The sequence below is a fragment of the Acinetobacter legionensis genome (assembly GCF_057165765.1).
This window is the reverse complement of the sequence record NZ_CM169896.1, coordinates 1,970,923-1,984,546: the sequence shown is the minus strand read 5'-3', so window position 1 is coordinate 1,984,546 and position 13,624 is coordinate 1,970,923. Positions and strand designations below refer to the sequence as shown.

General features: G+C 36.0%; 14 protein-coding genes and 1 riboswitch. Of the genes, 7 read left to right on the top strand and 7 right to left on the bottom strand.

The genetic code is table 11. The annotated features are described in order from the left end of the window. Positions 1-480 precede the first annotated feature (480 nt). Complete coding sequence (locus AC2G3J_RS09025) at positions 481-1,722, top strand: transporter (RefSeq protein WP_419327285.1); 1,242 nt, start codon at positions 481-483, stop codon at positions 1,720-1,722. 191 nt (positions 1,723-1,913) lie between these two features. After that, complete coding sequence (locus AC2G3J_RS09020; RefSeq protein ID WP_004719975.1) at positions 1,914-2,159, top strand: hypothetical protein; 246 nt, start codon at positions 1,914-1,916, stop codon at positions 2,157-2,159. Positions 2,160-2,247: 88 nt separating this feature from the next. On the opposite strand, the gene AC2G3J_RS09015 is transcribed toward AC2G3J_RS09020, so the two are convergent. Then, a complete protein-coding gene (locus tag AC2G3J_RS09015) occupies positions 2,248-3,006 on the bottom strand; it encodes a phosphodiester glycosidase family protein (RefSeq protein WP_419327286.1) in 759 nt (252 codons plus the stop codon). 189 nt (positions 3,007-3,195) lie between these two features. Between AC2G3J_RS09015 and AC2G3J_RS09010 the strand changes: the two genes are divergently transcribed. Continuing rightward, the gene (locus tag AC2G3J_RS09010) at positions 3,196-3,732 is read left to right on the top strand and encodes a lecithin retinol acyltransferase family protein (RefSeq protein WP_209826074.1); all 537 of its coding nucleotides are present in this window, start codon (positions 3,196-3,198) and stop codon (positions 3,730-3,732) included. A 57-nt stretch (positions 3,733-3,789) separates the two neighbouring features. Here AC2G3J_RS09010 and AC2G3J_RS09005 read toward each other — a convergent pair whose 3' ends face one another. Continuing rightward, on the bottom strand, positions 3,790-4,233 hold the full coding sequence (locus AC2G3J_RS09005; protein WP_336950962.1) for an SRPBCC domain-containing protein: 444 nt from the start codon (positions 4,231-4,233) through the stop codon (positions 3,790-3,792). A 108-nt stretch (positions 4,234-4,341) separates the two neighbouring features. Further along, complete coding sequence (locus AC2G3J_RS09000; RefSeq protein WP_483770979.1) at positions 4,342-5,394, bottom strand: aldo/keto reductase; 1,053 nt, start codon at positions 5,392-5,394, stop codon at positions 4,342-4,344. Positions 5,395-5,498: 104 nt separating this feature from the next. Between AC2G3J_RS09000 and AC2G3J_RS08995 the strand changes: the two genes are divergently transcribed. After that, positions 5,499-6,395: a LysR family transcriptional regulator gene (locus tag AC2G3J_RS08995; RefSeq protein ID WP_483770978.1), complete on the top strand. Its 897-nt coding sequence runs from the start codon at positions 5,499-5,501 to the stop codon at positions 6,393-6,395. A 24-nt stretch (positions 6,396-6,419) separates the two neighbouring features. Here the strand turns inward: AC2G3J_RS08995 and AC2G3J_RS08990 are convergent, their stop codons facing one another. Both AC2G3J_RS08990 and AC2G3J_RS08985 read right to left on the bottom strand, forming a co-directional pair. Beyond that, positions 6,420-6,740 (bottom strand): pyrimidine/purine nucleoside phosphorylase, encoded by a 321-nt coding sequence (locus AC2G3J_RS08990; protein WP_336950959.1) that lies wholly within the window; start codon positions 6,738-6,740, stop codon positions 6,420-6,422. A gap of 136 nt (positions 6,741-6,876) precedes the next feature. Continuing rightward, positions 6,877-8,598, bottom strand: a complete 1,722-nt coding sequence (locus tag AC2G3J_RS08985; protein ID WP_336950958.1) for a glutamine--tRNA ligase/YqeY domain fusion protein — start codon at positions 8,596-8,598, stop codon at positions 6,877-6,879. Between the two features lie 168 nt (positions 8,599-8,766). Between AC2G3J_RS08985 and AC2G3J_RS08980 the strand changes: the two genes are divergently transcribed. From AC2G3J_RS08980 to nfsB, 3 genes are all read left to right on the top strand, one after another. Further along, positions 8,767-9,276 carry a peptidylprolyl isomerase gene (locus AC2G3J_RS08980; protein ID WP_105712525.1) on the top strand — a complete coding sequence of 170 codons (510 nt, stop codon included), beginning with the start codon at positions 8,767-8,769 and terminating at the stop codon, positions 9,274-9,276. 92 nt (positions 9,277-9,368) lie between these two features. Then, positions 9,369-10,091: a UDP-2,3-diacylglucosamine diphosphatase gene (locus tag AC2G3J_RS08975; protein WP_483770977.1), complete on the top strand. Its 723-nt coding sequence runs from the start codon at positions 9,369-9,371 to the stop codon at positions 10,089-10,091. A 592-nt stretch (positions 10,092-10,683) separates the two neighbouring features. Further along, on the top strand, positions 10,684-11,337 hold the full coding sequence (gene nfsB, locus AC2G3J_RS08970; RefSeq protein WP_483770976.1) for an oxygen-insensitive NAD(P)H nitroreductase: 654 nt from the start codon (positions 10,684-10,686) through the stop codon (positions 11,335-11,337). An 80-nt stretch (positions 11,338-11,417) separates the two neighbouring features. Here the strand turns inward: nfsB and AC2G3J_RS08965 are convergent, their stop codons facing one another. Together AC2G3J_RS08965 and AC2G3J_RS08960 are read right to left on the bottom strand one after the other, a co-directional pair. After that, complete coding sequence (locus AC2G3J_RS08965; protein ID WP_483770975.1) at positions 11,418-12,026, bottom strand: DUF4303 domain-containing protein; 609 nt, start codon at positions 12,024-12,026, stop codon at positions 11,418-11,420. An 82-nt stretch (positions 12,027-12,108) separates the two neighbouring features. Then, positions 12,109-13,353, bottom strand: coding sequence for a D-amino acid dehydrogenase (locus AC2G3J_RS08960; protein ID WP_419327362.1), 1,245 nt, complete (start codon positions 13,351-13,353; stop codon positions 12,109-12,111). Positions 13,354-13,525: 172 nt separating this feature from the next. Beyond that, positions 13,526-13,614, bottom strand: a riboswitch (glycine riboswitch). Positions 13,615-13,624: the final 10 nt, after the last annotated feature.

Below are 13,624 nucleotides of genomic sequence, written 5' to 3'. Positions count from 1 at the left end.
AGCGAATAGATTGCCCTGTTGGTACTACAAGGTAATGCAGACTAAATACTAATAAATTTTGCAGCAATAAGCTATCCACCCTGATCGCTTGATTCAATATTTAATAAATCATTGATGAACTTAATTATCTTGTTGATGTTATTTTCTACCCTTGCTGATTTATCAATTCCTGATCGATCAAAACAGTCATTTTAAATTACTCCTTTTTAGAAAATGAACCTTTTTAAATCATTAATTGATTCTACAATATTCTTAAATGATCTGAGGCAACTTCTTAAGACAATGCAAACATGAGTTGTCCGATAATCCCCCCTTAAATTGGTCATTAGCCCCCTTTATTAAATCCACTAAAAATGATTCACTAAAATCATAAAGATTTCAGATAAAAATTAAATAAACTAATAGCTTAACCTCTATTGTTCACTTTGTTTATCTGAATTTTATATGCTAAATAAAAAAAACATTCAAGGAAAGAAAAGCATGAAAACTCAATCACTGATTCTCAGTGTCCTCAGCATTTTACCCACTGCATATACTCATGCAGCTGCGATGGATCAATCTGGTCAATCGATACTGGCGTTTCTTGAAGACAAGAATTATTTCGAAGCCAGTATTGCCACAGTTGACCCAGAAGTATCAGGCAAAGTCCGAAATCGACCTGATTTAGTCAATACAGGGAGCAATGATTTAACTACAGGTGATATGGCACAATCATATCAATACTATAATGCTGCTTTAAAACTGCAAATTGCGCCAAAAGTTTCCTTTGGGCTCATCTATGATCAACCTTATGGTGCTGCAATCGAATATCCTTTACGTAGTAATAATACCTTCTCTGATACCGAAATCAGTATGAAAGGTACCATTGCGGATGTTGATACTCAAAATATTGCGATGTTATTTGGTTTTCAGCCAGATGCCCATTTTAACCTTTACGGCGGTGCGGTATACCAGACAGTCAAAGGCAAAGTGTCTTTGCGTGGTAATTCGATGAGTGTGTTTAATGGCTATGATGCTAATTTTAAACAAGATAATGCTGTTGGATGGCTTGCTGGTGCTGCTTTTCAGATTCCTGAAATTGCTTTAAAAGCAGCGGTAACTTATCGTTCTGAAATCAAGCATAAAATAGATGCTCAAGAAACGATTTTTGGACAACCTTTAGCATTCACCACTGATAAAGATACAGAAATCAAAACGCCACAATCGGTAAATTTAGATTTTCAAACAGGCATCTATAAAGACACGCTGGCATATTTAAATGCACGTTGGGTAAATTGGAAAGATTTTAGAATCCGTCCAACACAGTTTGGTGCACTCACTGAACTGGCAACAGCTGAGTTAAGCCAAGGCCTGTATGCTGGTGGATTCAATCTCGATGACTATCAAAAAGACCAATACAGCATCACTATTGGTTTAGGACATCAATTTACACAAAAATGGGCTGCGTCGGCTGATGTTTCATGGGATTCTGGTACTGGAAATCCTGCTTCTGTATTGAATCCTACCAAAGGCGGTTGGGGCTTAGGGTTGGGTGTTCAATACAATCCTGCTGAAAATTATTTTATCGCAGGAGGCATCAAATATATTTGGATTGGGGATGCCACGGCACAAGATGGTACCTATTACATTCCGGTACCCGGTGCTTCAGAAATTGCCCAACAAGGTGATTATCGTGACAACAATGCCATAGGCTATGGTTTAAAAATAGGTTACCGTTTCTAATGCTCAATGCATGATCTTGTTAAAATTGTTTTTAGCGTAGACTTCATTCTAGTGTATATACTTGAGAATGAAGTCTTTTTCTTTTTATTCAAAGACAAATTCATTTTTCCGTCATTTGTATACGCTATAAATTTTAATGATCAATATGAATAAACCTCAGTAAAAAACCAACTTAATTAAAGGATCTAAATATGAAATTATTACGTTTAATTCCAATTCTCGCTTTAGGCACTATCTTAACCGCATGTGGTGGTATGCCAAAGGAATGTGAAGAATCTTGGAAGCATATGGAAGACTTGGCAAAACAAAGTGGCATTCCTGAAGATTCACTAAAAGAACAGAAAAAAGCCTTTGAAGAAGAAATTAAAAAGTTATCTAAAGAAGATGCTATTCAAGCCTGTAAAGCACAGTCTTCAATCATTGGCATGGTTAAGTAATTTATCATTAATCTACAAAATGGATGCTTCAATTTGCAGGCATCCTTTTTTTCCTGTAAATAAAAACTAAAACTTTAATTTTCACATTTTAATCGTCACAATTTTTTGCTTCACTATAAATAAACATTGGACCTAAATCATAAGTCTGATCATGCCTTTTCACTTGTGGAATAAATGCACTTGAAATTGAGCCATCTAAATATAAAGCTTGATCTGTTTTAAGCTGCGACTTAAAAATATCAGCAAAATTATAAAAATTAATTTTTCCACGACTTATCACGAAATACAGTTGATTATTTTTAATTCCCACCCCATTGCGAACTTTTAATGAATCTGAGTTTTTAACGAAAATTGGATTGATCTCACCATTGATCAATAACATTGGACCAGATTGTGTTGCATAGCGAGCTTTAAAATTAGATTTAAGATATTGCTCTGTGGTTTTAATCACAGCTTGCTTATTGTTCCAAGCAACCACGCCATTGGGTTGCATAAAAAAATTACCAAATTTATTTTTTTGCTGGTTTAATTCTGTTTGTTGTTTACCTTGTTCAATGTATAAACCCACTGGTGCAAAATTTGGATGATACATTCCTGCATTCATGGCAAAACTGATCTGGCATTTTTTATGCTCTTTTTGTACAGCTGCGAACTTTTTATAAGTTTGTCCTTGTTGATTTTTTAAAAATAGTTGTAGCTGATCAAGATCGTCGATACGTACAGCATCTGCGATCACCTTCTTGTCTTTGATTATTTTGATATAGTCGGTATTGGCATTGACTTGAAAGGAAAGTGCACTCAATCCCATCATGCTTATCAGCGCATATACTCCAGTTTTCAAATTCATAACACCCCCATTCAAAGTGTTATATTTTATCGTGTGATCTATTGAATAATGAAGGCTAATTAGCATTTTTAATGCATTTTTTTACGTAATTATCACTTTAAGGGCTATCAAATTCATTTTGCATCGTTATAATCAAACTATCCTTTCAATTAAATACATGTGTACACTTTATTTGAACTGAGTGGGAATATGCAGACAAAACAAATAGCTAAATACCCGTTAGGTGCGCATTTAATCGTCAAACATTTTGGCTATAGCCATCATGGAATCTATGCTGGAAAAGGTCGTGTTATACATTATTCTGGACTGGCACATTTTGTAAAAAAACGCCCAATCGAAATCACTTCACTTGAAAAATTTTCACATGGTAAAGTGATCCGTGTCCGTTACTATGATCAACCTAAGTTTTCTGGTCGTCATGTGGTTCGACGTATGCGTACACGCATGCACGAAAATAGCTATCATTTAATTATCAATAATTGTGAACATCTGTGTAGTTGGGCAATTACAGGGGTTGAAAGTAGTCCTCAAGTGGTAAAAATGATGAACCGTTTAACCACGATTGGCTATATCAGTTCAATCATGACCTATATGAATGGCTTATTTTTAACAGTTGCAACCACCTGTTTTGCTTTAGTTTTATATATAAAAATGAAACTCAGGGCTCAGTCAAAATTAAAACTTCCAACCTATTTATCTCTTAAAGAACAACAGCCTAAAAAGTAAAATACTCAACGAGGTTCTTCACATGACCTTAAGTACAGCCCTGATTTTAAAATACCATTAAAATGGTGGAAATTTGTCTTCAACCAATTTGAGTTCTAATCCGTATTCCAAATAAGCTTTTAAACCATCCAGCACTGTGGTGAATCCTCCAGTTGCATCTATAATAAATTGAATTAGTTCAGAGCCTTGAAGCGAAATATCATAATTTCTAATTTTTAAATAAGTTTGCTCTGAGCTGATTTCTTCAAATATAAAATCTACCGATGTTTTGGGTTCACCCCAAGTAATTTGAATCAATTTATTTTCAATAATGTTAAATACCATAACCTTTGAGCTGACTTGATACTTATCCCAACTCCATTGCACAATTTTGCCTTCTTTTAGTGGTCCTGTAGATCGACTAAACCAGAATTTTGAAGTAATGTCAGGATCAATAAATGCATTAAAAACCGCAGACACGGGTTTACGAATTAACATTTGAGTTTCAATGGTTGGATTCATTCTTATTACTCTTCTAAACTTATATTGAATTATATAGATAACAAAGTGATACTGATAACATAAGTGCTATGTAATCAGTATCATGTTTTTGTTAATAAATTTAACCAATTAGTTTTGAATAAGTGATGATTCAACGATGCTCTGATAGCGCTCTGAAAATTGACCATTCCAATATGGGTAATATGGATATGCTGGATAAACCGCACTGGCTTGATTTAAACGCTGTAATTGTGAATCCATAAGTACTAGATCTTTTGCAATGAGATTATCTTGCAGTTGTTGTTGATTTCGAGCACCAATCAATACAGTCGAAACGGTAGCTCGTGTTAACAGCCATTTTAAAGCAATTTGTGGGACTGAATATCCCGTTTCTAATGCAATCTGTTTTAAAGTATTGATCACTTGATAAAGATATTCTTTGTTTACGGGTGGTGCAAATTGTGCTGTTTCATGTAAGCGACTATTTTCAGGCATAGGACGCTCACGATCAAACTTACCCGTCAAACGACCCCATCCCAAAGGACTCCACACAACAGCACCAATATGCTGATCATGATTTAAAGGCATCAATTCCCATTCATAATCCCGACCTATCAATGAATAATACACCTGATGTGCTACCATTTTTTCATAACCATAACGATCTGCAATCGACTGTGCTTTCATCAATTGCCAGCCTGAAAAATTAGATGCCCCGATATAACGAACTTTTCCGCTTCGGACCAATTCATCTAAAGTTTTCATAAGCTGATCGAGTGAAGTAAAGCTATCAAACTGATGTAACTGTAGAACATCGATATAGTCTGTATTTAATCGTTTTAACGATTGCTCTACTGCATGAATTAAATAATGACGACTAAATCCGACCTGATTCACTTGCTCATTGCTACGAAGCGCAACTTTAGTTGAAATAATCGTACTGTGCCGATAAGGCGCTAATGCAATTCCAAGCATTTTTTCAGATTCACCGTCTGAATACACATCGGCAGTATCAAAGAAATTAATTCCTGCATCTATACATGTGCTAATCATTTGATTCGCTTCGATCTGCCCTGTTTGTCCCCATGCAGAAAATAGAGGACCTTTTCCTCCAAAGGTTCCAGCACCAAACCCCAGCTCAGATACTTTTAAACCAGATTCGCCTAAAAAATTATATTTCATGATCATTCACCTTGATTGAATAATGTGTCTCATCACAAAATAACAACTTGGTATTATTTAAAAAATCAGGATAATAAGAAATTACTTTTTCGATTTTATGGAAAATGAATACACAAGACTTTCAATTCTTCTTACGTGTCGCAGATTTGGGTTCAATCAGCCAAGCCGCAAAAGAAGCCAATATTGCAGTTTCAGTGGCAAGTCAACGAGTGCAAAGGCTTGAAAATCAGCTTAGCCTTAAACTTTTTTATCGCACGACACGTAAACTGAGTCTGACTGAAGAAGCCAAAATATTGATTAAGCAAGGACGTCCACTTCTCGATAGTTTTCAAACATTGACCGAAAATTTAAAGCTTCAAGATCAAAAACTTTCAGGGAGCATTAATATCACGGCTTCCGCAACCTTTGGAACCCAGATACTAGTTCAAGTTATTGCTGAGTTTTTAAAACACCATTCTGAATTATTAATCAATCTAGATTTAAATGACCAAAATGTAGATCTTATTACCCAAGGTATGGATATCGCAATTCGCATAGGCAAACTACAAGACTCTTCTTTAATTGCAAAACCTTTATCTATCAATAAACGCTTACTTTGTGCTGCACCTGAATATCTAGCTAAATTTGGTATCCCCAAACGTTTAGAGGATTTACAGCGACATCGTTGTATCGTGCAGCGTCATCAACAAGGCATCACCAATACATGGAAGTTTCTGGATCATGCTAAATCCAATCAAAGATTAAATATCCACGTAAATGGCTATTTTATTAGTAACTCAGGCGAAGGGATTCGTCAGGCATCTTTGGCAGGGCTCGGCATATCCAATCACTCACTTTGGCATGTCAAAAACGATTTAGATTCAGGAAAACTGGTTCATGTGCTTCCTAATTTTATGGTAGAACCCACTGCTATTTATGCTGTTATTCCAGATAAAAAATTAATCTCTGATAAAGTAAAAGTTTTTATTGAGTATTTACAGGATTACTTTAAAGAATTCTAATGATGATTTGCCTAACATTATTCGTTATTCTAAATGACAAACATAATCTACAACTTCGCTAGATTGCAGACTAAAACGACTATTTGCAGGTACAGTAAAAGATTCTCCACAACTGTAGACCTCCATTTCTTCTTGATCTGCTATCCGAACCAAGCATTTTCCAGAAACAATTTCAATGCGCTCAGTCACATGAGTTTCAAAAGTTAAAGGTTTCTCTGTGGGTAAAATTACCCCCAATGTTTTCTTCGAACCATCTTTACATTCGATAAGATAACTGATTGATCGTCCTTTATAATGAACATTAGGTTTAATATGGACCGTAACAAAATCAAATTGGGAAGACATATATTTGTCCTGATTATTATTTATGCATTTACTATATCTTTTTTCTATAGTATTACTCAATCAATTTTAAACAACATGAAAAAAACCTAGCCAAAGCTAGGTCTTAATTCATGATTTCATTCAGGATTGAATAAAATTATTTACCCGGTTTAAAGCTATCTTTCAAATCTAAGACACGATTGAACACAGGTTTATCTGCTGTATGATCATATTGATCCGCAACAAAATAACCCTCGCGTTCAAACTGGAAACGATCTTCTGGCTGCGCTTTTGCCAAAGCAGGCTCAATTACCGCTTGAAGTACCGTTAAAGATTCTGGATTTAAGTTTGCTAAGAAATCATCATCCGCATCTGGTGCAGCTTCGGTGAATAAACGATCGTAAACTCGAACCTCAGCAGGAATCCCTTTCGACGCAGAAACCCAATGTACAACGCCTTTCACTTTACGACCTTCTGGGTTTTTACCTAAAGTTTCCGGATCAATAGAACATTTCAACTCGATCACTTCGCCATTGGCATCTTTAATCACTTCATCACACTTGATCACATACGCATGACGTAAACGCACTTCACCCTCAGGAACTAAACGTTTAAAACCTTTTGGCGGAACTTCTTCAAAGTCTTTACGATCAATAAAAATTTCAGAGGTTAAAGGAATAATACGATCGCCCATATCTACATTTGGATGACGTGAATGGCTTAAATTCAAATCTGCTGGCAAGTTGGTCAAAGTCACTTTCAGCGGATTTAAAACAGCCATACCACGTGCTGCTGTATTTTCAAGGGATTGGCGAATACAGAATTCAAGCATAGCCACATCTACGATACCGTCTGTTTTAGATACACCTACACGCTTACAAAACTCACGTAACCCTTCAGGAGTAAAACCACGACGACGCATGCCCACCACAGTTGGCATACGCGGGTCATCCCAACCATGAACATAGTTACCTTCTACCAATTTACGTAATTTACGTTTAGAGGTAATCGTATAATCTACATTTAAACGGCTAGATTCATACTGACGTGGAACCGATTGTGAGTGCACTTTCTCAACAACCCAATCATAAAATGGGCGATGGTCTTGAAACTCTAAGGTACATAATGAATGTGTAATCCCTTCAATCGCATCTGACAATGGATGAGCATAGTCATACATTGGGTACATTTTCCATTTATCACCAGTTTGGTGATGTTCTGAATGAAGTACACGATATAGAATTGGATCTCGCATATGTACATTTGGTGATGTCATATCAATTTTGGCACGTAATACTGCTTCACCTTCGGCCAATTCACCATTGTTCATTTTTTCAAAACGAGCAAGGTTTTCTTCAATAGATGCATCACGATAAGGTGAGTTTTTACCTGGCTCGACAAAATTACCACGGTTAATTCTAATTTCTTCTGGGCTTTGTAGATCTACATAAGCATCGCCCTGTTTGATCAACTGAACTGCCCAAGCATGTAATTGGTCAAAATAACTTGATGCATAGCGAGGTTCGCCATTCCATTCAAAACCTAACCATTTTACATCATTGGCAATACCGTCAACATATTCTTGTTCTTCAGCATCTGGGTTGGTGTCATCAAAACGCAAGTTACATAAACCATCGTATTCTTGAGCGATACCAAAATTTAAGCAAATAGCCTTTACATGGCCAATATGTAGATAACCATTTGGCTCAGGTGGAAAACGCGTAACAACTTTTTGTGTACGGCCCGCTGCCAAATCTTCTGTAATGACTTGGCGTACAAAATCTAAGCCCGCTTGTTGTTCTTGCTGCGCATTATCGACAGGGCTTGGACTATTTGTCGGAGTTTTCGGCAGTTCTGAAACAACATCATTTGGCTTCATAGTTGATAAATCACTTCTAAAAGTTAAAATTGAATATATAAAATGTGATTTTATCCTTTTTTAACAAAAGAATTTCACATTTTTACTTGCTATGTAGTTTACAGTTTGCTTATGCTTCTCTCAACCAAAAACCCATGACATTTTTAGTCATGATTAGGAGATTATAGAATGAGTTTTCCTCAAGTCGAATTAAACACCAACAAAGGACGCATTGTTCTTGAACTTAACTCTGAAAAAGCACCAAAAACTGTTGCTAACTTTTTAGAATATGTTCGTGATGGTTTTTATGATGGCGTAATCTTCCATCGTGTTATTGACGGTTTCATGATCCAAGGCGGTGGCATGGATGAAAACTTCAAAGAAAAAACCACACGTGATTCAATTGAAAATGAAGCGGACAATGGTTTAAGCAATGATGAGGGTACAGTTGCAATGGCACGTACTCAAGCACCTCACTCTGCTTCTGCACAATTTTTCATCAATGTAAAAAATAACTCTTTCCTTAACCATACAGGTAAAACTGCTCAAGGTTGGGGTTATGCAGTATTTGGTAAAGTGACTGAAGGCTTAGACATCGTTGAAGCAATCAAAGGTGTTCGTACAGGTAACCGTGGTTATCATGCTGATGTTCCTTTAGAAAACATTGTGATTGAATCTGCAAAAATTATCTCTGAATAATTTATAAATCCTCCCGAAGCTTCTTTTAAATAAAGGGATATTGTTCCCTTTACTAAGCAAGGTTAGGAGGAGTTATTAAATAGGAAAAATAAGTGACCTATCTGTTTATCGCTGATTTACATTTGTCACCAGAACACCCTCGACTGGTTCGAGGGTTTTTTGATTTATTAGAACACTATAAATATCAAAACACACAACTGTTTATTCTCGGTGACTGGTTTAATGCTTGGATTGGGGATGATTATACTGCGCCTTGGTTAGATGAAATTATAGAGCATCTAAAACAATTTTCCTTGCAAGCTGGTAATCAAATTTATTTTCAAGTGGGTAATCGTGACTTTGCTTTAGGGAAAAAAATTTTAAATCAGTTTGATGGCAAACTACTTCCCGAATTTTATACATTTACCATAGCTGATAAACAATTTCGACTTGAACACGGCGATGCTTTATGTACCGATGATATCTCTTATCAACGATTTAAGAAAATTATTCGCAATCCGATTGTATTGGGACTTTTAAAAAGTACTCCACTTGGTTTTAGACAAAAACTTGCTAATGGTTTTCGTAAAAAAAGCCGTGAGTCTCAACAAAATAAGTCCTATGAAATTATGGATGTTAACCAACAAGCTGTAGAAAAAGCAATTAATAATGTCGATCTGTTGGTTCATGGTCACACTCATCGCCCTGAAATTCATGATGTAAATGGTAAAGCTAGAATTGTTTTAGGAGATTGGCGTGAAAAAACATCTGAAGCAATGATTTTAGAAGTGGATGAAAATGCGGATTGGAAATTTATTAAGTGGATTATTCAATAACTCCCCCCTTAAACTAAACAGATTTAATAATTCCATAAAATTAAAACCATCCAAACATGAATCAATATCACAGTAAGCTTAATAGTAAAAATAGACGAGAATGCTTATTAATATATTATCCAGCAGAGAGCAAAAATTGAGCCTATAAATAATATTATGTCTTTCAACTTATTTCACTTTTTCATGGAGTAAAAAATGATAAAAGAATTTTAATACTTAATTATTAAAAAATGTCTTTTCCTCTACACTACTCTATCAAATTTCTCATAAGTTAATACCGTTAAATGAGTTTCTGATCATCTAAAACCAATGATTTTTCCTGCTGTAATTAACGAATCCAGTCTATTGTAATACCAGTTAAATAGCGAGTTTAAGAGTTTAATAAAAACACGAAATAAAATATTAAGAATTAATCAATTAATTTATGCTTTTTTGCAGGGATATATTGGTTCAAATATAATCCATTGATAAAATTTACAAATATTTATCCCAGCTAAAAAAGATTTTCCACCTTTATTTACGTTTTGAAGATTCACATTTCGGAATTTTAGCATATAATATATCGAAAATTTACGATATATGAGATCTCCTTATGGATGTATTAAATGTAGCAAAAACACGTTACACCACAAAGGCTTATGATTCTTCTAAAAAGATTCCTCAAGCACAATTTGCACGTTTACTTGAAATCCTACGTTTGACACCATCATCAATCAATATCCAGCCTTGGCACTTTTTTATTGCTGACAATGATGCAGCTAAACAACGTATTGCTAAAGCCTTAATCGGAAAATATAGCTACAACGCACCAAAGGTTTTAGATTCATCACATACGATTTTATTCTGTACCAAAGCAGATATTACAGAACAGCACCTGAGTAATTTACTTCAGCAGGATGATCTCAGTGGCCGCTTTAAAGATGACAAGGCTAAGCAAGGTCAAAAAGACAGTCGTACAGGCTATGTCTCTTATTATCGCAATGAAAAAGGTGATATTCAGCGCTGGGCGGAAAATCAAACCTTTATCGCACTGGGTCAAATGCTATTAGCTGCAGGTATTGAAGGTATCGATGCAACGCCAATCGGTGGTTTTGACGAAGATATTCTGACTGAAGAATTAGGCTTAATTGAAAAGAATTTGGTCCCGTCTGTGATTATGACACTCGGTTATCGTAGTGATACTGACTTTAATGCAAAATTGCCCAAGTCTCGTTTAACCCAAGAAGATGTCTTTACTCGTCTATAACGTTTAAAGTACTTGCTTCCACTCAATAAGTGCTGTGGGGCACATCACGTCCCTCAGCATTGAATCATAAGCATATTTTGTTAAGAGAAATCACTTTCACAGGCATCCATAAATTCATTGATTAATGCACTTGGATTGGCTCTTTTGGTCCACGAAATGGGTTCTTCATAATATTCAAGCTCATGAATAATGACTGGAAGATTTTTCCCAAATGTATCTTGAAGAATATTTTCAGAAAATAATTGCTGAACTATTTTGATTATTTGTGTAATAAACAATTGAGCAAACTGCTCGCCTTTTTCTAAAAGTTCATTAAATAGTGCATCATCTTCTTGTTCAGCATATTCCATCTGTTTTTGAGAATAATAAAATGGTGTTTGCTCAAACCATTGTGCCAAAAGCTGATCATTCTCTCCCCCAATATCCCAAGACGGTTGTTGTAACCAATAGGCATAATTCCATTTCGCTTCAGCTTGACTCGAAGCTTCAGAAATTTGCGACTCAAACTGTTCAATGGTATTAAAGTTCAGCTCAACTTTGGGAAAACAAGGTTCATCATCATCACAATAATAGTACAAGGCCAAGGCGTGCACATCGTGGTAATTTTGTGCAATATATTGAATCGATTCAACTAACTTTACATAGCTCGTTTCATGCCAGTGCTTTTGAGTTGTTGATTCTATATTCATAACACACCTAATTATTTTTACCAGCACTCTGGTGAATATGGACATTCACCAAAGTGCAAATACAAAAATATTGCCTATACGATTAAATCGGATGCGAGCTTGCAATTTCCTGACTAATCATCACAGCTGTTGCAGCAGACAACGTCCAGCCTAAATGTCCATGCCCTGTATTATAAAATACCCGTTCACGTTTTCCACGTTTTACCACAGGCATCATATTCGGCATCATTGGTCGTAAACCCGCCCACGGGATACAATGCTCGGTTGAAATATCGAAGTTCTTATTGACCCAATCTGTTAAAGGTTGGATACGATCTGAGCGGATATCTCGATTATAGCCATTAAATTCAGCAGTTCCAGCAATACGTAAACGATTAGCGCCTAATCGTGACGTGACGATTTTCGCGCTTTCATCGAGCAAGCTGACCCAAGGTGCACCATTAATACTTTCTTCATCATTCAATTGTACGGTGATCGAATAGCCTTTTACAGGATAAACATTCACACGATCGCCCAATTGATTGGCCAATTGATAACTACCAACACCGCCACAAATCACCACGGCATCTGCACTGAGTTGTTCAACTGCTACTGAACCACCTTCCATGTTTTCAACACTCGAATGATATTGAATATTCACCCCATTGGCAGTGTGTTCTACATTAATAACTTCCATACCAAATAAATATTTTACCCCATATTTTTCAGTCGCTTTGGCAAGTCCAGTGGTAAATTTATGAATATCCCCCGTTGCATCACCTGGACAATAAAAGCCTCCATAGTACTCACCCGTCAAACTCGGTTCGATAGATTTAATTTCTTCATTGGTCACTGCATGGCGTTCTAAACCACCTTTACATAACAGCGCATTGACGTTGGTTGCCACTTTATAATCATATTCAGAATGGTAGAAATGCAAGATGCCACGTTTTTCTAAATCAAAATCAATCCCTTCTTGTTCAGCAATATTAAATAGCCTTTGACGCGCTAAAAGTGCCATTTTCACTGTATTTTGAGTATTTGCTTCATAGTGTTTGATATTGCCAAGGAATTCGACCAGCCATGCATATTTGTGCAAATCAAAAGATGGATTGAGCAATAATGGTGCATCTTTCTTCGCCATCCATTTAATACCTTTTAACACAGTGGATTTTTGATTCCACACTTCAGCATTACACGCAGACAGCTGTCCACCATTGGCAAATGATGTTTCCATTGCGGGAAATAAATGTTTATCAATAACAGTAACTTGATAACCTAATTGAGCAAGTTCATAGGCAGAAGTAACACCTGTAATACCAGAACCAATAATGACGACATGACACATACGCACACTCCGTTGAAATGCAATATTTTTAATTACATTGTCAATGTATGCCCCATCTGTCATGTGTACCTGAGAGCTTCGATAAAAACCTAAACTATTTAGGCTTTACCATCCCCTTCGGTGAGTCATTTCTTTTTTGTTTTCAATAGAATGACTTCTCTCCAGAGGTTTTACAATGATTACAGTCCTTTTGCCTGAGAGTTTCCGGGGTCGTTGCTCCTTCGGCGAGTCCGCAAGAGACTTCTCTCCTGCAATCATCTTTCCTTGTATT